30 protein-coding genes and 1 pseudogene are annotated in these 25,112 nt (G+C 63.1%); 19 read left to right on the top strand and 12 right to left on the bottom strand.

The window, feature by feature from the left end; translation table 11 throughout:
* Nucleotides 1-172: 172 nt before the first annotated feature.
* Nucleotides 173-823 (bottom strand): hypothetical protein, encoded by a 651-nt coding sequence (locus BDD21_RS16845; protein ID WP_120798129.1) that lies wholly within the window; start codon nucleotides 821-823, stop codon nucleotides 173-175.
* Between the two features lie 139 nt (nucleotides 824-962).
* Entirely contained in the window at nucleotides 963-1,427 is a 465-nt protein-coding gene (locus BDD21_RS16840) for an NUDIX domain-containing protein (RefSeq protein ID WP_120798128.1), read from the bottom strand.
* A 353-nt stretch (nucleotides 1,428-1,780) separates the two neighbouring features.
* Between BDD21_RS16840 and BDD21_RS16835 the strand changes: the two genes are divergently transcribed.
* The 5 genes from BDD21_RS16835 (at nucleotide 1,781) to BDD21_RS16815 (ending at nucleotide 7,683) form a co-directional block, all read left to right on the top strand.
* Nucleotides 1,781-2,653: a TauD/TfdA family dioxygenase gene (locus tag BDD21_RS16835; RefSeq protein WP_120798127.1), complete on the top strand. Its 873-nt coding sequence runs from the start codon at nucleotides 1,781-1,783 to the stop codon at nucleotides 2,651-2,653.
* 276 nt (nucleotides 2,654-2,929) lie between these two features.
* Complete coding sequence (locus BDD21_RS16830) at nucleotides 2,930-5,128, top strand: TRAP transporter permease (RefSeq protein WP_120798126.1); 2,199 nt, start codon at nucleotides 2,930-2,932, stop codon at nucleotides 5,126-5,128.
* A 265-nt stretch (nucleotides 5,129-5,393) separates the two neighbouring features.
* On the top strand, nucleotides 5,394-5,831 hold the full coding sequence (locus BDD21_RS16825; RefSeq protein ID WP_120798125.1) for a universal stress protein: 438 nt from the start codon (nucleotides 5,394-5,396) through the stop codon (nucleotides 5,829-5,831).
* Between the two features lie 192 nt (nucleotides 5,832-6,023).
* On the top strand, nucleotides 6,024-7,028 hold the full coding sequence (locus BDD21_RS16820; RefSeq protein ID WP_120798124.1) for a TAXI family TRAP transporter solute-binding subunit: 1,005 nt from the start codon (nucleotides 6,024-6,026) through the stop codon (nucleotides 7,026-7,028).
* 463 nt (nucleotides 7,029-7,491) lie between these two features.
* Nucleotides 7,492-7,683, top strand: a complete 192-nt coding sequence (locus tag BDD21_RS16815) for a YgaP family membrane protein (RefSeq protein WP_120798123.1) — start codon at nucleotides 7,492-7,494, stop codon at nucleotides 7,681-7,683.
* A 218-nt stretch (nucleotides 7,684-7,901) separates the two neighbouring features.
* Here the strand turns inward: BDD21_RS16815 and BDD21_RS16810 are convergent, their stop codons facing one another.
* The 5 genes from BDD21_RS16810 to BDD21_RS16790 are packed head-to-tail and all read right to left on the bottom strand — an operon-like array spanning nucleotide 7,902 to nucleotide 13,670.
* Nucleotides 7,902-8,636 carry an LrgB family protein gene (locus BDD21_RS16810; RefSeq protein ID WP_170164792.1) on the bottom strand — a complete coding sequence of 245 codons (735 nt, stop codon included), beginning with the start codon at nucleotides 8,634-8,636 and terminating at the stop codon, nucleotides 7,902-7,904.
* A complete protein-coding gene (locus tag BDD21_RS16805; protein WP_120799979.1) occupies nucleotides 8,629-9,006 on the bottom strand; it encodes a CidA/LrgA family protein in 378 nt (125 codons plus the stop codon). The genes BDD21_RS16810 and BDD21_RS16805 overlap by 8 nt, the downstream gene beginning before the upstream one ends.
* A gap of 31 nt (nucleotides 9,007-9,037) precedes the next feature.
* Nucleotides 9,038-10,147 (bottom strand): osmoprotectant NAGGN system M42 family peptidase, encoded by a 1,110-nt coding sequence (locus BDD21_RS16800; protein WP_120798121.1) that lies wholly within the window; start codon nucleotides 10,145-10,147, stop codon nucleotides 9,038-9,040.
* Nucleotides 10,144-11,874, bottom strand: coding sequence for an N-acetylglutaminylglutamine synthetase (ngg, locus tag BDD21_RS16795; protein ID WP_120798120.1), 1,731 nt, complete (start codon nucleotides 11,872-11,874; stop codon nucleotides 10,144-10,146). Before ngg ends, BDD21_RS16800 begins: the two co-directional genes overlap by 4 nt.
* A 20-nt stretch (nucleotides 11,875-11,894) precedes the next feature.
* On the bottom strand, nucleotides 11,895-13,670 hold the full coding sequence (locus BDD21_RS16790) for an N-acetylglutaminylglutamine amidotransferase (RefSeq protein ID WP_120798119.1): 1,776 nt from the start codon (nucleotides 13,668-13,670) through the stop codon (nucleotides 11,895-11,897).
* Between the two features lie 707 nt (nucleotides 13,671-14,377).
* Here BDD21_RS16790 and folE point away from each other — a divergent pair.
* A complete protein-coding gene (gene folE, locus BDD21_RS16785; protein WP_120798118.1) occupies nucleotides 14,378-15,016 on the top strand; it encodes a GTP cyclohydrolase I FolE in 639 nt (212 codons plus the stop codon).
* A 221-nt stretch (nucleotides 15,017-15,237) separates the two neighbouring features.
* Here folE and BDD21_RS16780 read toward each other — a convergent pair whose 3' ends face one another.
* Nucleotides 15,238-16,320: a 3-deoxy-7-phosphoheptulonate synthase gene (locus BDD21_RS16780; protein ID WP_120798117.1), complete on the bottom strand. Its 1,083-nt coding sequence runs from the start codon at nucleotides 16,318-16,320 to the stop codon at nucleotides 15,238-15,240.
* 329 nt (nucleotides 16,321-16,649) lie between these two features.
* Here BDD21_RS16780 and BDD21_RS16775 point away from each other — a divergent pair, with 329 nt between their 5' ends.
* The 3 genes from BDD21_RS16775 (at nucleotide 16,650) to BDD21_RS16765 (ending at nucleotide 18,281) form a co-directional block, all read left to right on the top strand.
* The gene (locus tag BDD21_RS16775) at nucleotides 16,650-17,003 is read left to right on the top strand and encodes a hypothetical protein (RefSeq protein ID WP_120798116.1); all 354 of its coding nucleotides are present in this window, start codon (nucleotides 16,650-16,652) and stop codon (nucleotides 17,001-17,003) included.
* A 322-nt stretch (nucleotides 17,004-17,325) separates the two neighbouring features.
* Entirely contained in the window at nucleotides 17,326-17,649 is a 324-nt protein-coding gene (locus BDD21_RS16770; RefSeq protein WP_170164790.1) for a S24 family peptidase, read from the top strand.
* 140 nt (nucleotides 17,650-17,789) lie between these two features.
* Nucleotides 17,790-18,281, top strand: coding sequence for a coiled-coil domain-containing protein (locus BDD21_RS16765; protein WP_120798114.1), 492 nt, complete (start codon nucleotides 17,790-17,792; stop codon nucleotides 18,279-18,281).
* Nucleotides 18,282-18,833: 552 nt separating this feature from the next.
* Here BDD21_RS16765 and BDD21_RS16760 read toward each other — a convergent pair.
* Both BDD21_RS16760 and BDD21_RS16755 read right to left on the bottom strand, forming a co-directional pair.
* Entirely contained in the window at nucleotides 18,834-19,133 is a 300-nt protein-coding gene (locus BDD21_RS16760; RefSeq protein WP_120798113.1) for a BrnA antitoxin family protein, read from the bottom strand.
* On the bottom strand, nucleotides 19,117-19,386 hold the full coding sequence (locus tag BDD21_RS16755) for a BrnT family toxin (RefSeq protein WP_120798112.1): 270 nt from the start codon (nucleotides 19,384-19,386) through the stop codon (nucleotides 19,117-19,119). The genes BDD21_RS16760 and BDD21_RS16755 overlap by 17 nt, the downstream gene beginning before the upstream one ends.
* A gap of 117 nt (nucleotides 19,387-19,503) precedes the next feature.
* On the opposite strand from BDD21_RS16755, the gene BDD21_RS16750 reads away from it, so the two are divergent.
* Nucleotides 19,504-20,373: an Rpn family recombination-promoting nuclease/putative transposase gene (locus tag BDD21_RS16750; RefSeq protein ID WP_120798111.1), complete on the top strand. Its 870-nt coding sequence runs from the start codon at nucleotides 19,504-19,506 to the stop codon at nucleotides 20,371-20,373.
* Between the two features lie 227 nt (nucleotides 20,374-20,600).
* Here BDD21_RS16750 and BDD21_RS16745 read toward each other — a convergent pair whose 3' ends face one another.
* Both BDD21_RS16745 and BDD21_RS16740 read right to left on the bottom strand, forming a co-directional pair.
* Nucleotides 20,601-20,876 (bottom strand): type II toxin-antitoxin system RelE family toxin, encoded by a 276-nt coding sequence (locus BDD21_RS16745; protein ID WP_120798110.1) that lies wholly within the window; start codon nucleotides 20,874-20,876, stop codon nucleotides 20,601-20,603.
* Nucleotides 20,863-21,096 carry a CopG family transcriptional regulator gene (locus BDD21_RS16740; protein WP_120799978.1) on the bottom strand — a complete coding sequence of 78 codons (234 nt, stop codon included), beginning with the start codon at nucleotides 21,094-21,096 and terminating at the stop codon, nucleotides 20,863-20,865. Before BDD21_RS16740 ends, BDD21_RS16745 begins: the two co-directional genes overlap by 14 nt.
* Before the next feature lie 148 nt (nucleotides 21,097-21,244).
* On the opposite strand from BDD21_RS16740, the gene BDD21_RS16735 reads away from it, so the two are divergent.
* The 9 genes and pseudogenes from BDD21_RS16735 to BDD21_RS16695 all read left to right on the top strand — a co-directional run bounded on the left by BDD21_RS16735 (nucleotide 21,245) and on the right by BDD21_RS16695 (nucleotide 24,974).
* Nucleotides 21,245-21,475, top strand: coding sequence for a DUF433 domain-containing protein (locus BDD21_RS16735; protein ID WP_120798109.1), 231 nt, complete (start codon nucleotides 21,245-21,247; stop codon nucleotides 21,473-21,475).
* Nucleotides 21,475-21,681, top strand: coding sequence for a DUF5615 family PIN-like protein (locus BDD21_RS27525; protein WP_147431122.1), 207 nt, complete (start codon nucleotides 21,475-21,477; stop codon nucleotides 21,679-21,681). Before BDD21_RS16735 ends, BDD21_RS27525 begins: the two co-directional genes overlap by 1 nt.
* A 205-nt stretch (nucleotides 21,682-21,886) precedes the next feature.
* Nucleotides 21,887-22,111 carry a type II toxin-antitoxin system RelB family antitoxin gene (gene relB / locus BDD21_RS16725; protein WP_120798107.1) on the top strand — a complete coding sequence of 75 codons (225 nt, stop codon included), beginning with the start codon at nucleotides 21,887-21,889 and terminating at the stop codon, nucleotides 22,109-22,111.
* A complete protein-coding gene (locus BDD21_RS16720; RefSeq protein WP_120798106.1) occupies nucleotides 22,095-22,367 on the top strand; it encodes a type II toxin-antitoxin system RelE family toxin in 273 nt (90 codons plus the stop codon). The genes relB and BDD21_RS16720 overlap by 17 nt, the downstream gene beginning before the upstream one ends.
* 92 nt (nucleotides 22,368-22,459) lie before the next feature.
* Nucleotides 22,460-22,741: a type II toxin-antitoxin system RelE/ParE family toxin gene (locus BDD21_RS29065; RefSeq protein WP_120798105.1), complete on the top strand. Its 282-nt coding sequence runs from the start codon at nucleotides 22,460-22,462 to the stop codon at nucleotides 22,739-22,741.
* Nucleotides 22,742-22,752: 11 nt separating this feature from the next.
* The gene (locus tag BDD21_RS16710) at nucleotides 22,753-23,043 is read left to right on the top strand and encodes a HigA family addiction module antitoxin (RefSeq protein WP_120798104.1); all 291 of its coding nucleotides are present in this window, start codon (nucleotides 22,753-22,755) and stop codon (nucleotides 23,041-23,043) included.
* A 246-nt stretch (nucleotides 23,044-23,289) separates the two neighbouring features.
* Nucleotides 23,290-24,330 (top strand): Rpn family recombination-promoting nuclease/putative transposase, encoded by a 1,041-nt coding sequence (locus BDD21_RS16705; RefSeq protein ID WP_120798103.1) that lies wholly within the window; start codon nucleotides 23,290-23,292, stop codon nucleotides 24,328-24,330.
* 226 nt (nucleotides 24,331-24,556) lie between these two features.
* A pseudogene (locus tag BDD21_RS16700) lies at nucleotides 24,557-24,697 on the top strand (PD-(D/E)XK nuclease family transposase); the annotation flags it as partial.
* Between the two features lie 64 nt (nucleotides 24,698-24,761).
* Nucleotides 24,762-24,974, top strand: a complete 213-nt coding sequence (locus tag BDD21_RS16695) for a hypothetical protein (protein WP_120798101.1) — start codon at nucleotides 24,762-24,764, stop codon at nucleotides 24,972-24,974.
* Nucleotides 24,975-25,112: the final 138 nt, after the last annotated feature.

The raw sequence follows: 25,112 nt of genomic DNA, 5'->3' as shown, positions 1-25,112 counted from the left end.
AACGCAAAGCCCCGTGAGCAATTCAAAAACAAACGAAACACGTAGGATGGGTAGAGCGTGAGCGAAACCCATCCAGCCCGCGCCAAAGGCGTCAGACCCGAACCCTGCGATGCGGCGGTTTGGAGGATGGGTTTCGCTATCGCTCTACCCATCCTACGGCCGGGTCCGGGGGTCAGGCCGCGGCAGCCAGCCCGTTCCGTACCAATCGCGCCTTCAGCTCCTTGATCCGTCTCGGGACCGACTCGGGGTGACTCTGCGCACCCTTGAGCTGCTCGGCGAAGAGCTCGGTCTCGGCCCGGCCGACTTGCGTGAGCAGACGACCGAAGATCACGTTGACCTCGCCGGCCTCCAGCTCGTTCGTGACCTTGAACGCCTCGTCCAAGCTCATCTCGGGGACGCGGCGCTCGACCTCGCGCAGCGCCTTGAGTGATTCGCGCATCTCTCGGTCGCGCACGCTGGGTACGAACTCCACCTCGCGGTTGACGGCGACCTGGTAGAGACAGGCGAGCATGAGCCGTCCGTGCTCCATCTCCTCGTCGCGCAGATCCAGGAAGAAACGGTGCACGTCGGGATTGGATTTGAAGCGCTCGGCCATGGCCGCGTAGATATGCGCCACGCGGAACTCGAAGAGGGCCGAGAGCTTGTAGGCGTTGCCGACGGCTCCGGGCATGGGCACGCGCCGCGCCTGGTACTTCTCGGCGATGCGCTGCAGCAAGGTCTTGTCCTTGCTCAGCAGCATCCCGATGAAGACGTCGAGCCCGAACAGTTGAACGATCTTCACAGGGTTCTTGAGGCAGAAGCCTCGGTCGATCACGGCTTGCATCTAGGATCTCCGGTCTCGGTTCCGATTCGTCCGCTCGGCGCGGTCTGTCCGGGTACATCGACGCGCAGACAGCCGTCCGGGTCGGACTGGGTTTTCCTCGAATCAGGATAGCCGATTCGGCCACTGCGCATGTGTCGAATCAATCGCTCCCGTCGGCGCGCGCTGCATCGAGCCGCAGCGGTGCAGGCAGGCCCTCCGCCCGCCAACGGCGGTAATCCGCAAGCACCAAGGCATGGTCGAACGCCAGCCGCGGCGGAAGCGCATCCGGTAAAAAGACCTGCAGGGCGCGCGCATCGTCCATCGCCCGCGGCTCGCCGCGCGCCTCGGCCACATAGACCGCCGTGACCGTATGGCCGCGCGGATCGCGCGCCGGATCCGAATAGACCCCGAGCAGTGCGCGCAGGGTCACGGCGAGCCCGGTTTCCTCCGCAGCCTCGCGGATCGCCGCCGCCTCCATGCGCTCGCCGACATCGACGAAGCCGCCGGGGATGGCCCACCCGTAGGGCGGATTGAGACGCTCGATCAGCACGACGGGGCGGCCGGGCCGGTCGACCAGCTCGATGATGGCATCGGCGGCAAGCAAGGGGGTGACTGGGGAAGACATCGGGGTTTCCTTGGGTTCGGGGTTCGGGGTTCGGGGTTCGGGGTTCGGGGTTCGGGCACTGTAGGGCTCGCCGGGACATCGGCCAACGACCGGGCCTGTCGGAGCGAGTCCGGATCGCCAACGCATCCACACCGGTCAAAAATCGACCAGCACCGAGATCGGCCCCGCCCGCCCGCGGCTTAGCCGATGCCCGCACAGCTTATCCACACGAGCAGACACAGACCCCGGGGACAATCGAAACCACAGGATAAAGGGTCTCGATCGCCCTACTCCTCCTCGCAACTGACGCGGATCAATGCCGTAAGAGCGCGCAGCCGCTAGGGTCCGATCCCCGACACTTCACGGAGATCCCGGTGAGCAACCCCTTCGACCTCGACGACGACAACGCCTATCAACGCTGGAAAGAGCGCAAGCTCGCGGCGGCCCCGAACGCACTGACAGACCTCGTCGTCGAGATCGGCGATCCGCGCGCACTGAGCGACGCCGAGCATGCAGCCATCCTCGAGCGCTGCCGCCGGGCCAACATGGCCATCTACATCGGCACGAGCGGCGATGACCCGGACAAGGCGATCCCGGTCGCGCTCGGCGCACGCTTCGGTCTGCACCGGCTCGATCATAACCGCGGCGCCGACGAGGATGCCGTCACCTCGCTCACCGTGCAGACCGACGCCGCACATCGCAACTACATCCCCTACTCCGATCGCCCCATCGCCTGGCACACCGACGGCTACTACAACACCCCGGAGCAGCAGATCCACGGGTTGCTCCTGCACTGCGTCCAACCCGCCGAGACCGGCGGCGAGAACGCCCTTCTCGACCACGAGATCGCCTACATCCTGGTCCGCGATCGCGATCGCGAGCATATCCGCACCCTCATGCATCCGGCCTGCATGACGATCCCCGCCAATGTGGTGGACGGCATCGAGCTGCGCCCGGGCCGATCGGGACCCGTCTTCTCGATCCGCCCGGACGGACGCCTGCACATGCGCTATACGGACCGCAGCCGCAACATCGCTTGGCGCGACGATCCCTCGACCGCCGCCGCCGTGACCTGCCTCAAGGAGATCCTGCGCACGCCAACGCATTGGCACTTCACGGGCCGTCTCGAGTCCGGCTGGGGTCTGATCTCGAACAACGTGCTCCACACACGTACCGGGTTTACCGACGGCGCGAGGCCACGCTTGCTGTATCGCGCGCGCTATTACGACCGTCTCGGCGAAACTTGAAGGTCTAGGGCGGGATTCGTGACGATTACGATTACGACAACGACAACGACAACGACTTGGGAACGGTTCAAAAACAACCGAAACATGTCGGATGGGTAGGGGGTCGGCGAAACCCGTCCTGCATGCCCTCCGTGGCTCCGTGTGAGATTTCTGAAGCTGATCGGCGCTCAGGCACCGAAGTCACTCCCGTTGACGCCTAGGCCGCGATGCTGCACGCTCGCGTATCCCCGATAGGACGCCGTAACGGGGCCATGAAAATACCTTGGGGTAACGACAATGGCGCAAACGGATCAGTCACTCGATGGCCTGAGCAGCGAGGAGCGCAAAAAGGTCCAGGAGTTGATGCAGAAGGACGCGAAGGCCGAGCGACGGGTCCGCGGACCCTGGCTCTGGCTGACATCGCTGCTGGGTGCGGCGATGGTCCTGATCTACTTCTACGGCGCCGGCGTTCAGGCGCTCGACACCCAATATCACTTAGGCGTCTACGTCCTCATCACCTTTGTCCTGGTGTTCCTGCTCTATCCGGCGGGCGGGCGCTTCGCCGTTGGTGCGATGTCGGTCTGGACCGCCGCGATGCTCGCGGTCTTGGTCAGTTGTTTCTGGGTCTTCGACTCGCCGACCGCTTTCTACAATCAGGTCACGCTATTTCGCGAGACCTGGGACTACGACGGTCTCGCCAAGGCATGGGCCGATGACTTCGGCGCCCTGCGCACGACCCTGATCTTGATCCTGCCGTTCGCCGTCGTCCTGTTGCCGCTCGATCAATGGCTGTCGCGACGCTTCCACCAAAGCCCCACCGCAAGCGATGTCTTGATGGCGGCGATCGTCGCCGGCACCGTGGTCTACTGGATCAGCCAGTTCGAGGCGCTGAACTATCGCGCCGGTGCCGAGAACCAGGTCGACATGCTGGTAAGCATCATCGGTCTGCTCCTGTCGCTCGAGATCTGCCGACGGGTGCTGGGCTGGTCGATCACCCTGATCGGCATCGGCATGATCGCCTTTGCCCTGTTCGGACCCCACCTGCCCGAGTTGTTCGCCCATCGCGGCTTCCGCTTCGAGCGTTTGGCGACCTCGCTCTTTCTCACCACCAACGGCGTCTTCGGGGTGATGGCGAGCGTGCTCGCGACCTATGTCATCCTCTTTATCTTCTTCGGTGCCTTCCTGCAGAAGTCCGGGGCCGGCAAGTTCTTCATCGATCTGCCTTTGGCGCTGACCGGACGCTCGACCGGCGGACCCGCCAAGGTCGCAGTCGTCTCCTCGGCCCTGTTCGGCTCGGTCTCGGGCAGTGCGATCGCCAATACCGTCTCGTCCGGCGCCTTCACGATTCCGATGATGAAGCGCGCGGGCTTCAAACCCCATGTCGCAGGTGCGATCGAGCCGGCAGCCTCCATCGGCGGCATGTTCCTGCCGCCGATTATGGGTGCCGGCGGCTTCCTGATGGCGGAGCTGACCGGGATGCCCTACTCGCAGATCATGCTCCTGTCGGTCGGCCCTGCCCTGCTCTACTTCCTGTCGGTGTTCTTCATGGTCCATTTCGAGGCCAAGAAGCAGGGCTTGGTCGGTATACCAGGCGAGACGATCCCAAACTGGAGACCGGTGCTCAAGAGCGGTTGGTTCTACGCGCTGCCGTTGGTGATCATCACGGCCTTGATGCTGATGGGGCGCTCGCCCGGCAATGCCGCCTTCTGGGCCACTCTGTCCTGCATCCTGGTGAGCTGGGTACACCCGAGCACGCGGATGGGGCCGCGCGCGATCTGGGAGGCGATCCAGCTGGGAGCGCGCAACACCCTGATCATCGGCGCGACGCTGGGCGTGATCGGCATCATCGTCGGCGTCATCTCCTTGACCGGGATGGGGCTGAAGTTCTCGGATCTCGTGATCTCGATGGCCGGCGACAGCCTGTTCCTGGCCCTGGTGCTGATCGCGATTGCCTCCTTGGTGCTCGGAATGGGCGTGCCGGTGACCGCCGCCTATCTGATCGTCGCGGTGCTCGCGGTACCGGCGCTCGGGCACTTCGGTGTGGCGGCGATCGCGGCGCACATGATCGTCTACTGGTTGTCTCAAGACTCCAACATCACCCCTCCCGTGTGCGTCGCGGCCTATGCGGGGGCGGCCATTGCGGGAGCGGACCCCTGGAAGACCGGCTGGACGGCCTTCCGATTCGCCAAGATGCTCTACGTGATGCCGCTTCTGTTCGCCTACGTGCCGGCCATTCTCCTGGACGGCACGACCTGGGAGATCGTCAGCGCCTTCTTCTCGGCAACCTTGGGAACGATCGCGTTCGGCGCATTCGCCATGGGATTCCTGCGCCGCAATACGACACTCGTCGAATGGGTGGTGCTGGGGATCGCGACCTTCCTGCTCTATTGGCCGGGCTTTATCACGGATGCCGCCGGGCTGGCCGGGGTTGCGCTGGTCTGGTGGCTGCAACGCGATGCTGCAGCGACACCATTGAGCCCCGCCGCAAGGACCTAGTGCAGCACGGCAGATGTGTCGAGACCATTCGTTGTCGTTGTCGTTGTCGTAATCGACCATCGATACGACGACGACCACGATTGCGACAACGACAACGAAAATGATTTCGGACGGTCTCGGAATCTCTGCGCTGCTCCTCTAGATGAGGGAGGAAGCTGCGCGCAACACCGAACACCGAAGTCCTTCGCTGCGAAGGACTTCGTCGGCGGCAACGACGCGCGTCCCGACGACCCGATCCGTTTTCTCCAATCGCAGGTGAATCCCTATGGCCGAGATCAAGACCCTCCTCTTTGCAACCGATTTCTCGAAAGGCTCCGCGCGTGCGTGCGATCTCGCACGCTCCTTGGCAGACACCTGCGGCGCCTCTCTGACCCTGCTGCATGTCATCAACGAGTTCTCCGACCGCAACGCGCGCAAGGTCTCCGCCGAGGTCTACGAAAGGCTCGCGGCCGAGATCGAAAAACATGCCGTCGAGGACATGCAGGAGTTTCGCGACCGCTATTTCAAAGACATGCCGGTCACCACCGAGATCGCCGTCGGCAAGAGCCACGAGGAGATCATCCGACAAGCCAAGAAGATCGGTGCCGATCTCATCCTGATGGGCACCCAGGGACGGGCCGGTATCGAAAAGATGCTGATGGGTTCGACGGCCGAGAAGGTGGTCCGCAGCTCGCCTATTCCCGTACTCACCGTCAGGGAGTAAGGTTCCCCCGGCCGCCATGCCGCGCCGATCCCGCACGCATCGACGCCCGGGAAACGGATGCAGGATGCATCCGGACCGGGTGTCGAGGCGTCTGCCGAAAGCCGCGACTTGGCCGCCATCGGAAAACCCGGCGGATAGCGTTTCCGCCTATGTCAGAGCGACAGCCTGTCGCAACACCACGAGGAATCGAGAATGATCAAAAAGCAGAGGTTCAAGCTGACCCGCGTGGCCGGTCTCGCCGCCGCCGCGATCACGGCGGTCGTCCTTGCCGGCGTGCCGATCGCCAACGCCCAGGTGCAGCGACTGGCCTTCTCGGGCGGACCCGACGGCGGCACCTTCCAGTTCTTCTCCAACGGGATCGCGACCCTGTTGTCGCGCAACGTCGAAGGCGTGGATGTTTCGAACATGGCCTCGGCCGGATCGGTTGAAAACCTGCGTCGCGTCAACTCGCGCGATGCCGATTTCGGCATCGTCTACGCCGGCGACCTCTATCTCGGCATGAAGGGGCAACTGACCAACGACACCGCCCAATATCGCAATACGCGCGCCGTCTCCTTCCTCTATGGTGCGCCGGCGCATCTGCTCGTCCTCGAGGGTTCGGGCATCACGGATGTCGCGCAGCTCGAAGGCAAGCAGGTCGCCGTGGGTCCGGCCGGCTCGGGTGCCGCCGCATCGGCGCAACGCTTCTTCGAAAGCCTGGGGCTTTGGGACAAGATTCGCCCGCAGTTCATCGGCTACAACCAAGGCGCATCCGCCCTTGGCGATCGCCAGATCGACGCGCTCTGGGTGTTCGCAGGCTTCCCGAATGCCTCCGTGATCCAGGCAGCGACCAGCAATAAGGTCCGCCTGCTCCAGGTCTGGGATGCCGCTCAGCAAGGCAGCCTGCCGCAGGATCATCCCTACTACGTCAAGGTCGTCATCCCCGCCGGCACCTATCCGGGCGTCGACTACGACGTCGCCACCATCTCCGACGGCGCCCTCTGGGTCGCCGGCCGTCATATCTCCGACGATCTGATGTACCAGGCCATCAGCGAGATCTATTCCGACGAGGGTCTAGCCTTTATGCACAGCGTTTCGCAGGCGGCAACGGCCATGACGCTGGAAAGCGGGCTGGAAGGTGTCGTCACGCCGGTCCATGCGGGCGCTCAGAAGTTTTGGATCGAGCAGGGCAAGACCCTGACCGACGACCAGAAGTAGCTCGCGGCCGAGGCTATCTTTTTTAGTATGTTAAACCGCGCCGGCTCCAGCAGACGTCAAGTCTGCCGGGGCCGATCCATCCAAAAACAACGCATACCACACTGGGCGCGGTTTAACGGCAGAGCCGCAACCAGGAAAAGTGGTCGAAGGCCCTGATCGTTGTCGTTGTCGTTGTCGTTGTCGTAATCGGATTTCGGACGAACACGAACACGATTACGACAACGACAACGACAACGACAACGAGAAGGTGGCAGAGGTGCTCTCTTGTCGCGTTGTTTTACTTATTTTCGAACCGTTCCCAAGCGTTCCCCGGGGGTTCCCTATAAACCCTGGCAAGTGTATGGTTACGCCGCCTGGCGATGTCACGGCAGGCTCGAGTCGATTTGACCCCCAAGCGGTCACGCGATCGGATGTCGGGTCGGCATCGAATCCTCACAGACCATCACTGCAAGAGGTGCCTCGCATGGAACTGACCAAAAACATCGGTGAGAAAGACCGCAAGATTCGCTTTGCCGTCGGCGCCCTGATCGTCCTCTGGGGCGTGTTCAATGGCAGCTGGCTGGCGCTCGTCGGACTCGTCGTGATGGGCACCGCGTTCGTGCGGTCTTGCCCGGCCTACAGCCTCATGACGATGAGCACGATCGAGAAGCAATAGCCCACGCAGGCCACATGAGTAGCGTAGGATGGGTAGAGCGCAGCGAAACCCATCCTCCCGGTACAACGCCTAAAACGAAGAACCCGGCCCGAGCGCAGCGAAGCGCATCTTTTCCGCGCCGCGTACTGGATTGGGCGCTTGAGCGTTGAGGATGGGTTTCGCTGCGCTCTACCCATCCTACGCAAATCAAGGTGTTCGCCTTGTTTCCGAATTGGCGCTTATCCGCCGACCAACCCCAGCCAATCCAAGACCGAAGGCAGCAGCGCCGCGGTTAGAAAGGCCGACAGCGCCATTGCCAGACCCGAGAAGGCGCCCATCGTCGGGCTGACCTGGAACGCACGCGCGGTGCCGATACCGTGCGAGGTCACGCCCATGGCAACCCCTTTGACCGCATCATCGCGAATCCGCAGAAGCCTCAGCACACCCGTGCCGAAGACGGCGCCGACGATGCCGGTACTCACCACCAGAACCGCCGTGAGCGACGGGATCCCGCCGAGCTTCTCCGAGATGCCCATCGCCACCGGCGCCGTGACGGACTTGGGGGCCAGAGAGATCTGAGTGGCGGTATCGGCACCGAGCCAGGCCGCAAGCCCGATCGCACTCAAGCTCGCCGTCAGCACTCCGACCAGCAGGGCCGCACCGATGGGTACTGCGAGCGCCCCGAGCCGCTCGCGCTGCCGATACAGCGGAATGGCCAGCGCGACCGTCGCCGGACCGAGCAGGAAGTGAACAAATTGCGCCCCGTCGAAATAGACCGCGTAGGGCGTTCCGGTGAGCGTCAGGATCCCGATCAAGAGCGCGACCGCCACCGCGACCGGATTCAGGAGCGGACTGCCGCGCCCGAGCCGGTAGAGCCGATCGGCCGCCAGGTAGCAGACCAATGTTGCCGACAGCCAGAGCAGCGGCGACGCGGAGAGATAGACCCAAATCTCGGTGAAGGGGGTGTCAGTCACCGGCGGCACCGCGTCGACGCCGCTGGACGGTCGCGAGGAGCCGCTGCGCGCCGGCCATCGTCAATGCGGTGACCGCCAGCGTCAGGAGTGTGCCGAGCAGCAGCGCTGCGGCGATTGCCGGCCACTGACCCTGAAGACGCTCCCAGTGCAGCATGACGCCGACTCCGGCCGGGACAAATAAGAGCGAGAAATGCGCAAGCAGCGTATCGGCCGTGCGCCCGACCTCCTCCGAGATCCCGCCGCGCAGAAAGAGCCACCCCAGCAGGAGCAACATCCCGAGCACCGGCCCCGGGACGGGCAAACCGGTCAGCAGGACGACGGTCTCGCCGGCGAGCTGGCACAGCAGAATCAGGGTCAGAGCGTGCAGCATCGTCTTGCCCGCGTCTCAAGTTATCCGCGCCTTAACCGGGCTGAATCGGGAAGCCCGTACGCGGACCCATCTCGAAGCGATCGCGGCTGAACAGGGGTGGCCCCTGCATGTAGACGCTCACGAGTCGGGCGAGGGATTCCAACGCATCGAAGTGGATCCGTTCGTAGCCGTGCGAGGCATCCACTCCGAAGGTCACGAGCGCCGTGCGCACGTCATTGCCGGCCGTCAGGGCCGCGGCGCTGTCGGAGCGATAGTACTTGAAGACATCGCGCTGATGCGGGATCGCGAACTCCTGGCAGAGCTGGATGATGCGATGGGTCAGATGATAATCGAAGGGGCCGACCTCGTCCGCCATGGCGATGGTGACGCCGAATTCGCTCGAATTCTGCCCCGGGGCGGTCGTGCCGTTGTCAATGGTCAGCATCTCGGCGACATCCTGCTGAAGCGCAGCCGACGCCCCGGATCCCACCTCCTCGGAGATGGTGAAGAGCGGATGACAGTCGACCGGAAGCTCCAGCCCTTCGCGTCGCACCGCCTCGATCGCTGCGAGCAGGACCGCGGTGCCGGCCTTGTCGTCGAGATGGCGTGAGTTGATGAAGCCGGTATCGGTGATCTCGGGGCTGGTGTCGATCGCCAGGAAATCGCCGACATGCACGCCCAAGCGCAGGAGGTCGGCGATGTCGCGCACGCGCGCGTCGATACGAAACTCCACGAAATCCCAGCCGCCGGGCTGATTGTCAATCTCGGGCGCGAAGGTGTGTCCGGATGCCTTGAGCGGCAGGATGGTGCCGCGCCATTGGCAGTTGTCGGTGAAGAGCGTCGCACGCGCACCCTCGGCAAAACGCGCATTCCAGTGCCCGACCGGGACCAGCTGCAGACGACCGTTCTCCTTGAGCGACTTCACCATGGCGCCGAGCGTATCGATATGGGCCACGATGGCGCGATCGGGCTGGGAGACCTCGCCCTTGAGCGTCGCGCGGATAGCGCCCCGGCGGGTCAGCTCGAAGGGGACCTCCAAGCGTTCGAGCTCCTCGCACACCAGATGCACCACGCGATCCGTATAGCCGGAAGGGCTGGGCGTATGCAGCAGCTTGAGCAGGATCTCGACCAGGTAGCGCGTATCGATGGCAGGCAACTTCAAAACATGGACTCCCGGGCGGCGGTCTGAGGAAACAGCAGGTCGACGAAACGCTCGGCGGTCGGTTGGGGCTCGTGATTGGCCAAACCGGGCCGCTCGTTGGCCTCGATAATCACATAATCGGTCCCGCACACCGAAGGAACAAGGAAGTCGAGCCCCGTCACCGGGATCGCCAACGCCCGCGCCGCGGCAACGGCGGCCTCGGCGAGGACGGGATTGAGCTGCTCGGTGACGTCGTGGATGGTCCCGCCGGTATGGAGATTCGCGGTCTTGCGCACCGTGAGCAGCTCTCCCTCCGGCAGGATCGCCTCCAGATCGTAGCCGGCGGAGACGACGCACCGCTTGGTCTCGTCGTCCATCGGAATGCTGCTCTCCCCACCGGTTGCCGCGCGGCGGCGTCGGCTTTGAGCCTGAATGAGGTCGCGCACGCTGTGCTGCCCGGTCCCGGTCACCTGTGCCGGGCGACGGATCGCGGCGGCGACCACCTGGTCGGCGATCACGACGATGCGCAGATCATCGCCCGCGACATACTCCTCCAGGATCACCTGGTCGCAGACTCTACGCGCCGCGGCGATCGCACGCTCGAGGGTCTCGGGATCGCGCACGTCGACACTGATCCCGGCACCCTGCTCGCCGCGCACGGGTTTCACGACCACGCGGCCGAGCTTGGAGAGAAACGCCTCGGCCTGGTCCAACGCCTCGAAACGGGTCTGCTCCGGGACCCGCAGCCCGGCATTGCGCAACAGCCGATGGGTGACCGCCTTATCGTCGCAGCGGCTCATGGCAACGGCGCTGGTCAGCTCGCTCAAACTCTCGCGACAGACGATCCTGCGCCCGCCGAGCACCAGAGCGAAATAGCCGCCCTCCGCGTCGAGCACCTCGATGGCGATCCCGCGCCGGCGCGCCTCGTTGACGATGATGGTCGCGTAGGGATTAAGCTTGGCCTCCGGCTGTTGGCCCATGAAGAGCGGCTCGTTGAAGGCGTTCTTGTTCTTGAGCGCGAAGGCCGGGATGCGCTCGAAGCCGAGCTTGCGATAGAGCCGGATGGCTTGGGTGTTGTCGTGGATGACCGACAGGTCCAGAAAGCCGCGACCGCGGGCCTGATAATACTCGATCACCTGTCGCACCAGTGCGTCGCCCACACCCGGATAAGGGGCCTGGGCATCGACGGCGAGGGCCCAAAGGCTCGCACCGTTCTCGGGGTCTGCAAAGGCTGCGACATGATCCACGCCGGTCACCGCACCCACGATACGGCCGTCCTGCTCCTCTTCGGCGACCCAGTAGGTCAGGACCTTGGAGGTGCGCTGCGCCGAGATAAAGTCGGCACTGGGCGGGACCATGCGACGGGTGACATAGAGCCGGTGGATCGCCTCGGCGTCGTCGCGGCTGTTGAGCAAGCGCACGTGAAACCCTTTGGGCCGACGCGGCGAGCACTGGTAGCGCTCGAGCCAGAGGCGGAAGGTGTGGGAGGGGTCCAGGAACAGATCCCGCGGCGCGTAGGAGAGCACCACGTGAGGGTCGCTCAGATAGAGCGCCACGTCGCGCTTGCCGCGGTGCTCCTCGCGGAGCGTCTCGGCGAGCGCCTTGGGGTCCGAGAAGGTCTGACCGAAGAGCAGCCGCCCCCAGCCGCAGTCGACGATCGCGGGCTGCGCGAGCGCCTGATCCGCGCGCGGTTGGCGGTCCCAGTTCTTGAGCGACGGAGCACGACTGCGCTCAAGTCGATGACGCATCCGATCTCTGCTCATTGGTCTCAGACCCCTTGCTCTTGCAGCCACATCTCCAACAGCGCGACCTGCCACAGCTTGGAGCCGCGCAGCGGGGTCAGGTGATCGTCCGGCGCCGCCAGCAGGGTGTCGATGTAGGCCGGCTGAAAGAGACCGCGCTCGCGGGCACGCGGCGAATGCAGCAAATCGCGCACGGTCGCCAAGACATCGCCGCGCAGATACTTGAGCGCGGGCACCGGGAAGTAGCCTTTGGGCCGGTCGATCACCGAGGTCGGGATGAGCCGTCGTCCGATCGCCTTGAGCACGCCTTTGCCCTCATCGCAAAGTTTGTGTCGGTCAGGCATACGCGCGGCCAGCTCGACCAGCTGATGGTCCAGGAAGGGTACGCGCGCCTCCAGGCCCCACGCCATGGTCATATTGTCGACACGTTTGACCGGGTCGTCGACCAGCATGATCTGCTGATCGATCCGCAACGCCTTGTCGACCGGCGCATCCGCACCGGCACGGGCGAAATGCGCGGCGATAAAGGCGCGGCTGGCGTCTTCGCCGTGAAACCGCGGATCGACCGCGCGACGGTAGTCCTCGTGGGTGCGATCGCAGAAGGCCTGTGCATAGTCGCCGACCGGATCGGTGCTGCCGAGCATCGGCGGATACCAGTGATAGCCGGCGAAGACCTCGTCCGCACCCTGCCCGCTCTGGACCACCTTCACATGCTTGGCGACCTCTTGAGAGAGCAGATAGAAGCCGATCACGTCGTGGCTCACCATAGGCTCGGCCATGGCGCGCACGCAGTTGGGCAGCTCGGGTAAAAGGCGCGAAGCCGAGTCGACCCGGATCTTGTGATGCCTTGTCGCGAAGGTGTCGGCGATGATGTCCGAGTACTGAAACTCGTCGCCCACCTCGGAGCCGACGGTCTCGAAGCCGACCGAGAAGGTGTTGATGCCGCGCTGGCCTTGCTCGGCCAACAGGGCCACGATGAGGCTCGAATCCAACCCACCGGACAGCAGCACGCCCACATCGACATCCGCCACCAGACGGCGCGCGACGGCGGTGCGCAGCGCGGACAGGGTGAGCTCCTGCCAATCCTCGAAAGACAGGTCGCGTTCCTCGGGGCGAGGCACGAAGCTGATATCCCAATAGCAGCGATCGCGCTGGCGTCCGTCCGGCTCGATGGTCCGAATGGTGGCCGGCGCGAGCTTGCGCACGCCGCTCAGGATGGTGTGCGACGCCGGGACCACGGCATGGAAGTGCATGTAATGATGCAGGGCCACCGGGTCGATCTCGGTCGAGACACCGCCGCCCGCGAGCACGGCCGGCAGGGTCGAGGCAAAGCGCAGCCCGCCCGGCACCTCGGCGTAATAGAGCGGCTTGATCCCGAGACGGTCGCGCACCAGGGTCAGGCGACCCGAGTCCCGCTCGGCTATGGCGAAGGCGAACATGCCGTGAAAGCGATCCACGCAGGCATCGCCCCAGGCATGAAACGCCTTCAGGACCACCTCGGTGTCGCCGTGCGAGAAGAACCGATAGCCTTTGCCTTCCAGCTCGGCGCGCAGCTCTTTGTAGTTGTAGATGCAGCCGTTGAAGGCGATCGAGAGCCCCAGCGCGCTGTCGACCATGGGTTGCGCCGCATGGTTGCTCAGGTCGATGATCGAGAGCCTGCGATGCGCAAGCGCGACCCGTCCCTGCTGCCAGAGGCCGTCGCCGTCCGGGCCGCGCGGGATGATGGCCGCACTCATGGCGCTCAAGGCGCCGAGGTCGATCGGGTTGTCGTCGAAGCGGATCTCACCGCAAAGTCCACACATGAGCTTCTCCTGAAGGTCCGGAGTACAGGGTGCGACGGGCTGGCGGACGCGAGGGCACGGGGTCGTGCGCCGGCGTCGCCCTGGCTCGGCCGCTGCACTCGGAAGGCACGAAATCGATTCGGGCGGGGCGGGGTTTTGTTGCAGCGCGCTTAGGGATCGAACCCGACACAGGGGTCCGAAACGCAGGTGCGGCGCCGTGCGAAGGCGATGCAAAAGCGGGGCGGGCAGATCGGCGGAATCGGCATCGCCGTTCGTCCGCGCATCTGGACATTCACGATGAACACGCATAGATCATACCCAATACGGGGACATCTGGCCACCGCGCGACCAGCACCGGAGCGTCGGCAGACCCGTCGAACGGCCCCCAGGATAGACGACTTGCAGTCGTCCTCTTCAGCCGGACCGACGGCCCGCGAGGTCGCGTTCGACGTGACGAACTTAGGCGATTTCCGTGAAGAGGTATCCCGACTGCGCATGCCCGGAAGATTTGTGGGGTATGTGGGGGCGAATTATTTCGCCCCTACGCGTCGGTAGGTTCTTTCCCGGAAATCATCTCGGAGCGTCTCGGAATCTCCAGCACTGTTCCGCTAGTTCCATTTGTCCGGCGCGGCCCCACCCTCTTGTCCAGCATCTGTTCAAGTCGATCTCCGGCAGCGCGCCCAAGGCCATCTCCCGGATCACCTCACCAGGACCATTTAGGCAACACCATGGCAAAGAAACCCAATCTCACTCAGGTGTTCACGCACAGCCATTACGCCTCGAGCTTCGAGGCCGAGTCCGACGACGAGGTCTACGACGAGCGCAAAGAGGCGTTGGTCAAGAGCATGCTCGGCGAGATCGGTGAAGACCCCGATCGCGAGGGACTGCGCCGCACCCCCTTGAGGGTCGCCAAGGCCATGGACTTTCTCACCAGCGGCTATTCCATGTCCGCCGAGGAGATCATCAAGAAGGCGCTCTTCGCGGAAGACGTCAAAGAGATGGTGGTCGTACGCGATATCGAGTTCTACTCCATGTGCGAGCACCACATGCTGCCCTTCTTCGGCCATGCACATGTCGGCTATCTGCCCAACGGCAAGGTCGTCGGGCTGAGCAAGATCGCCCGTGTGGTCGACGTCTTCGCACGCCGACTGCAGGTCCAGGAGCGCCTGACCAGCCAGGTCGCCGACTCCCTCATGGAGCATCTCGGCGCGCACGGTGTCGCCGTCGTCATGGAAGCCAGCCACACCTGCATGATGATGCGCGGCGTGCAGAAACAACGCAGCTCCACCGTCTCGAGCGCCATGCGCGGTACCTTCGAGACCGACCCACGCACGCGCTCCGAGTTCATGTCGTTCATCAAAGGATGATCGCGACAATCCAACCGACGATTCAAAAACAACCAAAACCCGTAGGATGGGTAGAGCGAAGCGAAACCCATCCTCACAACTCCAACGCTCGATCCGGTGGACGGCACGCCCCGCCAATCAACGTGGGTAGAGCGTCGCGAAACCCATCCTCACAACTCCAACACCCAATCCGGACGGCCGCACGACCCGCCAATCAACGTGCTCACCCTGTCTCTGAATCATCACACATCGAGCATACGCCGCGACAGCACGGCGTCGGACAGCGCGGCATGCGCATCGCGGATCATGCGTTCGGTGGTCGGCCAGTCAACACAGGCGTCGGTCACCGAGCAGCCGTATCGCAGCTGGCCGAGGTCCGCCGGGATCGATTGCTGTCCAGCCTCGATAAAGCTCTCCACCATCAAGCCGACGATCGAGCGTTTTCCGCCGGAGACCTGATTCACGCAATCGTGCATCACCAGCGGCTGAAGCTCCGGTCGCTTGAAGCTGTTGGCATGCGAGCAATCGATGACGATGTTCGCGGGTAGGCCGGCCTTGGTCAGTGCCTCCTCGGCCATGGCAACGCTGACGGTGTCGTAATTCGGGCGATTGCCCCCGCCACGCAGCACCAGATGCGCGTAGCGGTTACCACGGGTCCTGACGACACTGGTCAAACCTTGGGCATTGATGCCCAAAAAACTGTGCGGCTGGGCCGCCGAGAGGATCGCATTGATCGCGGTATCGACCGAGCCGTCCGTGCCGTTCTTGAAGCCGACCGGGGTCGACAACCCCGAGGACATCTCGCGATGGGTCTGCGACTCCGAAGTCCGCGCACCGATGGCCGTCCAACAGATCAAGTCCCACAGATATTGCGGGACGATGGAATCGAGCGCCTCGGTCGCGGTGGGCAAACCCAGCTCGGTGACCTCGAGCAGAAATCGCCGCGCCTTCTCCATGCCCTCGGCGATGCTGAAGGTGTCGTCCAGATTCGGATCGTTGATGTAACCCTTCCATCCGGTGGTCGTGCGCGGCTTTTGGAAATAGACCCGCATCGCCAACACCACGCGATCCGAGACCGCATCGGCCAGCACCTTGAGCCGCCGGGCGTAATCCAGGCCGGCGACCGGATCATGGATCGAGCAAGGCCCGACGACGACAAAGATCCGTGGATCGCGCCGATCCAGGATCGCCTGCAGGGTCTCGCGACCGGCGAGCACGGTCGCCGATGCCGCATCCGAGATCGGCACGGCACGATGGATCTCCAGCGGCGAGGGCATCGGATCGAAGCCGCTGACATTGAGGTTTTCCGTTTTCTGCACGGGCATTCACCTTAAGAATTCAATCGAAGGCCCGGGGTGGCGTCGATCATGAGACCGCCCCCAAACCTGAAGAGGACTCGTGACACCCGCTGCGCGGTGTCACGCATGCCCCGTGGCGCTCTGCGCCACGCGCAAACGTTGGCCCGAATCACAAGCGAACCCGCCGGAGTCTCGTCGACCCAACGGCCGGGCACGGGGATTCTCCGCGGTACCGCGGATCCCTGTCCATGAGAAAACCGCCCATTGACCCTCAAGCGACGGGTCATTGCGCAATCCACCTCTCCGGTGGATCATGTCTTCAGGCCAAGCCCGGCGGTGCTGCAACGGAGGTCAACATGGCCCTCTCTCAGGACGATATCCAATTCATCAAAGCCCACATGGGCGAGTGGCTCGCCGAGCAGAGCCTCGGCAAACCCTCCGTCGTCTATGAGATCGAGCTGCGCGAGCGCATGGTGCGGGTCGAGGAGGCGCTCAAACATCAGGGAGAGCTGATGCGGCAGGGATTCGAGCAGATGGAGAAGCGCTTCGAGCTGATGGAGAAGCGCTTCGAGCAGATGGATAGACGCTTCGAACAAAGCGACAAACGCATCGAGGATCTCATCAAGCGTCACGACCATCAGTTCATGTGGCTGATCGGCTTCATCACGACCATCGCCGCGCTCATCATCGCCGCCGGAAAATGGCTATAAAGACTCTTTCCGGGCTTCGCCATGTCTCGGCAGAATCGCCACTTATGGTTTGCCCCGGTAGGGACCTTCACCGTACAGATAAAACACCTCTGCAAGCGCTCCGCGCCCCGTGCCGGCTTGACCCAGGTGACGCGCGAGCCCGGCGAACAGGATGACCACTCAATCGTCGTCGCGCTGTCATCCGATCTCGGTCAATACTGACGATCGGTGTCTTTCATGCGGCGATCGGTCTCCTGCTGCGGGTCACCGAGACATGGCGCCAGGCGATCGATGGCTCCGGTTGCCGCAACGACGGATTGCCGTCGATCCGGAAACGGGGCCGTTGTCGATCAATGATGGGGGCGCCGCGTCGACCCGTTCGGAGCCGTGGATCGCACGGGCTAAGGTGTGCACCGAGAATCTCGCGTTGCTCGAAGCCCAAGGCGACACCATGGCGCACCTGATCCGGGATGGCGATCTGCTCATCGTCGACGTAAACGATCGCGAGATCGCCGATGGGTCCGTCGTTGTCGTTCGTTATGGTGGAGCCTTGCGATCCCGGCGGATTGAGCTGCGCTACGACGGCTCGCTCGTCCTACGCTGCGAAGACCAAGCCCGCTATCCGGACGAGGTGGTCCCCGGCTCCGACCGCGACCGCTCCGTTTAGGTCATCGGTCGGGTCCTGTGGCGCGCCGGAGTCATCTGAGTGCACACGACCAAACAGGTGTCGAATCCGTCAAACCGCCGCCTTGCCGGCGCGTACACCGGGTGGCATAGTCATCGCACGCGGATCAACAGAATCATCCCATGAGCTCAAGTGTCGCCCTCTATGACGCACTGACCAGCGCACCCGACGATCGCGCCCGCGCGCGCGTCATCGCCGAGGCGTTCGAACGTCTCGAAGAGCGTTATCCCCATCTCCCGGACCTCGCCACGCAGGGACATGTGCGCGAGTCTGAGTTGCGGCTGCAGAAGGAAATCGAGCAAGTCCGGGCCGGGCTGCGCGAGACCGAGCTCAGACTAAAGAAAGACATCGAACAATTACGCGCCGAGCTCAAGGCGGACATCGAGCAATTACGCGCCGAGCTCAAGGCGGACATCGAGCAATTACGCGCCGAGCTCAAGGCGGACATCGAGCAAATCCGTGCCAATCTACAAACAACCGAGTTGCGTCTGCTCAAGGAGATCGAGCAGGTCCGTGGCGAAATCACCCGCACCAAACTCGATCTGCTCAAGTGGATCGTCCCGCTGATGCTCGCCCAGGTCGCGGCCATCGCCGCGCTCGTGAAATTACTCTGATAAGGAGCGACTCAAAAACAAACGGAACATGTAGGCTGGGGTGAGCTTGCGAACCCCAGCTTGACGCCTGCGTCAGGGGTGCCAGGGGTTCGCAAGCTCACCCCAGCCTACGCATGAATCAAGGAGGCTGCCATCCGAGACAAGGAAGCCGCGCTCGCCGAGATCGCCCGCCTCAAGGCACTCCTGCAGCAGCAAAAGAACGGCTGAGCTGCCATCCGAGAAAAGGGCGTTGCGTCCACGGACCGGCCGTGAGGGTGCGCAAGCCGCCCCCGCCGCCATGTCGCGGGCGAGACGCGTTGCCCCCTATCATCCCGCGGCCCGTGACCCACCAGTCGATTGCGCTGACGATAGGAAGCGCAACACCCGCCGCCGGTGCGTTGTGCCTCGCACGGATCGGCACACGCGACGAGACGCCGAATCCTCATCGTGGATGCCATCCGTAATCCGGCGGTCGCGATCCGATCGCACGACCCGCCCGAGCGACAAGAGTGGGGACCCCGACCCCACCGTGTTTCGTCTTCAGACCTGACACCGATGCCACCGCTCGCTGCTTCAGGCTCCGTTCTGATGGAGTTCGCTCCGAATCGTTTCGCGCACGACATCCGCGAGCGTCTGCCCTTCAACGAACTGGCGCAGTGCATCGTTCATCAGCGTTTGATAATTGCTGCCCATCATCTCGGCGCGCGCCTTGAATGCCGCCAAGATCCGGTTGTCCACCCGCATCGTCACCTGCGACTGGCTTCCTTGCTCGGCCTGCAGACGTGCCAATGCCGGTACTTCGGAAACAGACTTGGCATCGGTAAAATCAAGGTCGGCATAGTCGTCGAAAAGGGGATCAGAACTGTTGCTCATAGTGCCGCCGTTGGGATTGGTTAGCTTTCCAGGCGGAAATCAAACGAATGCGATTCCCGCGGAGTGTCCACACCGCCACGAGGACACGTCCCCGCCCGCCCATGCCAAGGGTCACGAATCGCTGCTCGCCGTTTGCGTCCACGTCCTCGCGTGTCAGCGCGAAGGGATCAAGCAGCACATGACGTGCTTCATCGAAGGTCACACCGTCGTGATTGACCGGATTGGCAGCGGCTTTGTCCGGGTCGAATTCGATCTCCGTGGAGCGACGTTAAGCGTGTCTGTCGGGATATTCAAGTCGTGGCGCCGAGATCGGGCCGGTTGTTGAGCTCTTGGCATTGCCCATGTCGCTCGGCAACCGTACACTCTTCGCATGCGGTACCCGATCAACCCGAAAGTCGACTGTGTCTTCAAGGCCCTGCTGGGCGCGGAGGAGAATCGCGCGCTGCTCATCGATTTTCTCAATGCGATGCTGACCGAGACGCTTCCCAGTCCGGTGGTCGAGGTGCAAATCCTCGATCCCTACAACCCGCAGGAAACCCTCAAAGACAAGCTCACCATCGTCGACGTGAAAGCCCGCGATGCCGCCGGCCGGGTTTTTCAGGTCGAGATCCAGTTGTCGGTCTATGCAGATCTGACCGCGCGCATGCTCTACGGCTGGGCGGACCTGTACCGCCGACAACTGCGTCGCGGCCAAGACTACAGCATCCTCAAACCGACCTATGCGATCTGGCTGCTCGATCAAACCCTGCGCGAGGACACGCCGGACTATGCTCACCGCTATCGGATGCGCGATGATCATGGACAGCATCTCCTCGACCTCGGCGGCATCTGGATCTTCGAGCTGAGCAAATTCGCCGTCCAGCAGGTCGAAACCGAACAAGAACGTTGGCTGAAATTCTTCAACGAGGCCGAAACCCTCGATGACGAGAAACTGCCCGAGTGGATGCAAACCCCTGTGATGAGGCAAGCCATGAGCACCTTGACCACCTTCTCCGAGAGAGACCGCGCCTATCACGCCTACCAGGCGCGTCAAGAGTTCCTGCGCCAGCAGCGCTCCATCCAACAGGAGCTGGAGAAAGAGCGGGCTGCCAAAGAAGCCGAGCGACAAGCCAAGGAGGCGGAACGCCAAGCCAAGGAGGAAGCTCTTCAAGCCAAGGAGGCGGCGCTTCAAGCCAAGGAAGCCGCGCTCGCCGAGGTCGCACGCCTGCAGGCACTGTTGAACCAATCGCGCGACGCCTGAGCGCCTGCGGTCATAACCTCCGCTGTCGCTTAGATGCGTGGCTTGCCCGCGCTCAACCTCACGGATTGCACCACCGGATGGCGTCGGGAGCCGGCGTTATTTGAGTCTGGCCCCTTTTCCCACACGATGAACCAGGCGGGATTCTCACCCGCTAGAACACGCGGCCTTGCCAGGCCGCACCGTCCCGGTTTCTCCGAGCGAGGTCCGCGAACCGACAGGATGACCACTCAATCGGATTCGCGATAAACCTCGCGCCGATGACCCACCTTCACGACCTCCACAACCCGCTCCGGATCATCGATCGTGTAAAGGATACGATAGCGTCCCTGTCGTACTCGATAACGCTCTTGGGCGGAGAGCCTCTCACAGCCCGGTGGGCGCGGCTCCTCGCGCAAGCCTTCGATGCGCGCCATGATGCGCGCAACATCGGCTCGAGGGATCCCGCGCAGATCCTTTGCGACCCCGGATCGGAAGCTCAGATCATAAAGCTCATAGCGTGCCATCGACTTTTAGCTGGGCGAGGAACTCTTCGTAACTAAGGCTCGGCTCGCCGACACGTTCGGCAAAAGCGGCCAGGTCTTCCTGGTCCTCGCGCAGGGCCTCACGAATAGCGTCGTTGACGATCTCCGACATGCTGCGACGCGCGCTCGCAGCCTTGAGCCGGAGTGCCTGATGTAACGCAGGCTCCAGGTAAAGTGTCGCGCGAACGGACTGACTGTTCATGGATGCTCCCAAGACGTTTAAACGTTTTAACATCATAGCAGACCACAGACCTATCCGAAGGCCGTTCCCCTCCGAGACAAGGACACGGTTCTCGCCGAGATCACGTACCTGAGAACCCGGCTCAGGCTAGCGTTCAAAGCCAGCATCGCTGACCGAATTTGATCGAATCACCATCAACCCCGCCTTGATGAACGGACAGCCCTGTATCCGCGGCATGAGACTGACCGTGCGCCGCGTGGTTGAAGCCGTGGCCGCTTATCCGGACCGCGACGATCTCAAACAGGACTATCCGGAAATCGACGACGAAGACATCCGGCAAGCGTTGGAATTTGCGGCCATCAGCCTCGACGATCAGATCCTCACGTTGGACGTCGCGTGATGAAACTGCTGCTGGATCAGGGTCTGCCACGCAGCACGGTTCAACACCTCCGAGAGCACGGCATGATCGTTGACCATGTGGCTGAAATTGGCCTTGATCGCGCGCCCGACGAGGACATCATTGCGTTTGCGCGAAGCCGGGGGCAACTGATCGTTACTCTGGATGCGGATTTTCATGCGCTGCTGGTAGTCAATGCCCCAGCTTAATGCCGGCACGGATCTCGAACATGCTGGGGCGAGTGTTCGCGACCTTGAGCCACTGCACACCCCGCTGAACCTGAACCCGATATTCCGCTCTCCGACGACGAGCTCGAGCGCGGTTTCGGGGCGATGTTTCCCGTTTTCCCGTTTGCCGTTCGTCGGGACACCAGCATGCTATGCTTGTATAGCGCTTTAACTTAGGAGACTGATCATGCTGGCCATCCGACTCCCCGCCGACGTGGAGCAGCGGCTAGAAGCCTTGGCACGGGCCACGGGGCGCACCAAGACCTTCTATGCCCGCGAAGCCATCCTTGAGCATCTGGACGACCTCGAGGACGTGTACTTGGCCGAGCAGCGGCTGATCGACATTCGCGCGGGCAAGACTCAAACCGTGCCGCTGGATGAATTGATGACGCGCTATGGCCTGGACGATTGAGTTCGATCCGGCCGCCGAACGCGAGCTTGGCAAGCTCGATCCGCCCATCGCCCGCCGCATTCCGGCGTTTCTGCATGGGCGTGTCGCGCCGCTCGATGACCCGCGCCATCTCGGAGAAGCCCTCAAGGGGTCGAGGTTGGGGGATTTATGGAAGTACCGGGTCGGCGATGATCGCCTTATCGTGAGTATCGAGGATGAGACGGTGCGCCTCCTCGTGGTCCGCCTCGGTCACCGACGGGACGTGTATCGGCGGTGAGTCGCGCCACGTGCCTGGAAAATAAATCTGTCCCCTTTAGGCACACCCGCCCCGACTTGCCAAATGTATCGCGATGCGATACTTACCTTTTCATGATCCTAGGCACCAAGGGCAAGTTTGCTGCGCAAGCGGTTCAGGGTCGCTTCGGCAAGGGCTTCCCGGGCGACTTGGTCAAACGCACTCGCGCCATGTTGTCGGCACTCGATGCGGCCGTCGAGCTGGAGGACCTTCGCTTCCCCCCCGGCAACCATCTCGAAGCGCTGTCCGGCGATCGTGCCGGCCTGCATTCGGTTCGTATCAATGACCAATGGCGGATCTGTTTCGCTTGGACCGACCAAGGACCAAAAGATGTCGAGATCATCGATGACCACTGATAGGCGTTGATATGAGCTTGCTTTCCAACCCCGCGCATCCAGGCGAAGTCTTATCCGAACTGTATCTCAAACCACTGGGCATGAGCGCCGGCGCGCTGGCCAAACGCCTCGATGTGCCGCGCACGCGGATTGAACGGCTGTTAAAACAGGAAACGGCCCTTTCAGCCGACAGTGCGATTCGACTTTCAACCTTCTTCAATACCACCCCGGAGTACTGGATGAACCTGCAGCGCGGGTGGGATTTGGCACGAGCACAAAGAACCGTCGACGTTTCAAGGATCAGACCCCTCGAAGCCGCCTGACGCACCTCGGTATTGAGAAAGGCGTGCTCGTAGCGCCAGCACCCGTCGATCAGGCTGACGAGAGGACGCGCAACACCCGCCGGCGGTGCGTTGTGCCTCGCACCCCTCGGCTCGGCACAACCGACCGGTCCGAACGCGTTGCCGGCTCACGTCCAAGCCCGATCCGCAGTGCCCGCTGCACCGGCGAGTGACTCGAGAACCTCGTCACGCATTGTCGACACCCGGACGCCGCCATACGCTCTACGCATGCACCGCCCCATCGACCCCAAGATCGACTGCGTCTTCAAAACCCTGTTCGGGTCCGACGACCGGCGCGATCTGCTCATCCATCTCCTCAACGCCTTGCTCGCGGAGGATCTCGAAGCACCCGTTGCCGAGGTCGACATCCTCAACCCCTACAACGAGCGCGAGACCCTCGACGACAAGCTCACCATCGTCGACGTCAAGGCCCGCGACACGGCCCGGCGGATCTTTCAGGTGGAGATCCAGCTCCTGGTCTTCCCCCACTACCTGGCCCCGCGCATCCTCTATGCCTGGGCCGATCTCTACAGCCAGCAACTGCACAGCGGCCAGGACTACGACGCGCTCCGGCCGACCTATACGATCTGGATCCTCGACCAGACCCTCTTTGTCGAGCGACCGGAGTATGCTCACCGCTACTGTCTGCGCGACGACCTGGGGCGCCGGCTCGTCGACCACGGCGCCATCCGGCTCTTCGAGTTGAGCAAATTCCAGCTCGCGCGGGTCGAAACAGACGCCGAACGTTGGCTAAAATTCCTCAAGGACGGTGAACACCTCGATCCCGAGCATCTCCCCGAGTGGATGCAGCATCCCATCATGAGGCAGGCCATGAGCATCTTAAGCCGCTTTTCCGAGAAAGAGAGCGACTATCATCGCTATCAGTCCCGACAGGAAGCGCTGCGCGTGCAACGCTCCATCCAGCGCGCGCTGGACGAGGCACGCGCAGCCACGGAAGCCGCACGTGCGGATGAGCAGGCCGCACGCGCAGCCACGGAAGCCGCACGCGCGGATGAGCAAGCCGCACGCGCGGATGAGCAAGCCGCACGCGCGGATGAGCAAGCCGCACGCGCGGATGAGCAGGCCGCACGCGCAGCCACGGAAGCCGCACGCGCGGATGAGCAAGCCGCACGCGCGGCCGCGGAAGCCGAGCGCATGGCTAAGGAAGAGGCACGCGCAGCCATGGAAGCAGCCCTCCAAGAGAATGAATCCGCGCTCGCCGAGATCGCCCGCCTCAAGGCACTCCTGCAGCAGCAAAAGGACGGCTGAGCGGCTCCGAGAAAAGGGCGTTGCGTCCACGAACCGGCCGTGCGGGTGCGCAAGCCGCCCCCGCCGCCGCAGCATGGGCGAGACGCGCTACCCCCGATCATCCCGCGGCCCGTGACGCACCCGTAGGTTGCGCTGACGATAGGAAGCGCAACGACCCGCCGGTGGTGCATTGAGCCTCGAACGACTCGGCACACGCGACGAGACGCCGAATCCTCGTCGCGGATGCAATCTGCTCGTTCATTTCCTCAACGCCTTGCTCGCGGAGGATCTCGAAGCACCCGTCGCCGAGGTCGATATCCTCAACCCCTACAACGAGCGCGAGACCCTCGACGACAAGCTCACCATCGTCGACGTCAAGGCCCGCGACCAGCAGTTCTAAATTTAAGACCATTATGTTATGAGGGACTCCTAAGAAGCTACTGGAGAGTCCTTTGGTCCTCAAGCCTGCCGTTGCCCAGAGTGATCCTGCGCCGGACGTGTTCTCGGTCACCGGCTTGGTGAAGCGGATTCGCGAGGCCTTGTTTGATTTGCCTGATCACCGTAAGGGCGGCAACAACCAGTCTTATTCCATCGGCGACGCTGCGCTGAGTGCCTTCTCGGCGTTTTTCCTGCGTATTCCGGCCCAATCCGGCCACCCATTCTGATTGAAAGCGGCCACCCATTCTGGTTCAAACCGGCCACCGATTCCGGCTGAATCCGGCCACCGATTCCGGTTGATCCGGCCACCCCGGCCGGGGTCTCGCCACACGGGATAACCCTGCGTAGGGTGCCTCCTCTTTTCA

Origin of the sequence: Thiocapsa rosea (assembly GCF_003634315.1) — a bacterium.
Lineage (GTDB): Bacteria > Pseudomonadota > Gammaproteobacteria > Chromatiales > Chromatiaceae > Thiocapsa > Thiocapsa rosea.
This window is presented reverse-complemented; position numbering and strand designations above follow the sequence as displayed.

Bases quoted from the DNA above. Each gene is read 5' to 3' on its own strand.
- BDD21_RS16845 (WP_120798129.1), bottom strand. From the start codon at position 823: ATGCAAGCCGTGATCGACCGAGGCTTCTGCCTCAAGAACCCTGTGAAG.
- BDD21_RS16840 (WP_120798128.1), bottom strand. From the start codon at position 1,427: ATGTCTTCCCCAGTCACCCCCTTGCTTGCCGCCGATGCCATCATCGAG.
- BDD21_RS16830 (WP_120798126.1), top strand. From the start codon at position 2,930: ATGGCGCAAACGGATCAGTCACTCGATGGCCTGAGCAGCGAGGAGCGC.
- BDD21_RS16825 (WP_120798125.1), top strand. From the start codon at position 5,394: ATGGCCGAGATCAAGACCCTCCTCTTTGCAACCGATTTCTCGAAAGGC.
- BDD21_RS16820 (WP_120798124.1), top strand. From the start codon at position 6,024: ATGATCAAAAAGCAGAGGTTCAAGCTGACCCGCGTGGCCGGTCTCGCC.
- BDD21_RS16815 (WP_120798123.1), top strand. From the start codon at position 7,492: ATGGAACTGACCAAAAACATCGGTGAGAAAGACCGCAAGATTCGCTTT.
- BDD21_RS16805 (WP_120799979.1), bottom strand. From the start codon at position 9,006: ATGCTGCACGCTCTGACCCTGATTCTGCTGTGCCAGCTCGCCGGCGAG.
- ngg (WP_120798120.1), bottom strand. From the start codon at position 11,874: ATGCGTCATCGACTTGAGCGCAGTCGTGCTCCGTCGCTCAAGAACTGG.
- BDD21_RS16790 (WP_120798119.1), bottom strand. From the start codon at position 13,670: ATGTGTGGACTTTGCGGTGAGATCCGCTTCGACGACAACCCGATCGAC.
- folE (WP_120798118.1), top strand. From the start codon at position 14,378: ATGGCAAAGAAACCCAATCTCACTCAGGTGTTCACGCACAGCCATTAC.
- BDD21_RS16780 (WP_120798117.1), bottom strand. From the start codon at position 16,320: ATGCCCGTGCAGAAAACGGAAAACCTCAATGTCAGCGGCTTCGATCCG.
- BDD21_RS16775 (WP_120798116.1), top strand. From the start codon at position 16,650: ATGGCCCTCTCTCAGGACGATATCCAATTCATCAAAGCCCACATGGGC.
- BDD21_RS16765 (WP_120798114.1), top strand. From the start codon at position 17,790: ATGAGCTCAAGTGTCGCCCTCTATGACGCACTGACCAGCGCACCCGAC.
- BDD21_RS16760 (WP_120798113.1), bottom strand. From the start codon at position 19,133: ATGAGCAACAGTTCTGATCCCCTTTTCGACGACTATGCCGACCTTGAT.
- BDD21_RS16750 (WP_120798111.1), top strand. From the start codon at position 19,504: ATGCGGTACCCGATCAACCCGAAAGTCGACTGTGTCTTCAAGGCCCTG.
- BDD21_RS16745 (WP_120798110.1), bottom strand. From the start codon at position 20,876: ATGGCACGCTATGAGCTTTATGATCTGAGCTTCCGATCCGGGGTCGCA.
- BDD21_RS16740 (WP_120799978.1), bottom strand. From the start codon at position 21,096: ATGAACAGTCAGTCCGTTCGCGCGACACTTTACCTGGAGCCTGCGTTA.
- BDD21_RS27525 (WP_147431122.1), top strand. From the start codon at position 21,475: ATGAAACTGCTGCTGGATCAGGGTCTGCCACGCAGCACGGTTCAACAC.
- relB (WP_120798107.1), top strand. From the start codon at position 21,887: ATGCTGGCCATCCGACTCCCCGCCGACGTGGAGCAGCGGCTAGAAGCC.
- BDD21_RS16720 (WP_120798106.1), top strand. From the start codon at position 22,095: ATGGCCTGGACGATTGAGTTCGATCCGGCCGCCGAACGCGAGCTTGGC.
- BDD21_RS29065 (WP_120798105.1), top strand. From the start codon at position 22,460: ATGATCCTAGGCACCAAGGGCAAGTTTGCTGCGCAAGCGGTTCAGGGT.
- BDD21_RS16710 (WP_120798104.1), top strand. From the start codon at position 22,753: ATGAGCTTGCTTTCCAACCCCGCGCATCCAGGCGAAGTCTTATCCGAA.
- BDD21_RS16705 (WP_120798103.1), top strand. From the start codon at position 23,290: ATGCACCGCCCCATCGACCCCAAGATCGACTGCGTCTTCAAAACCCTG.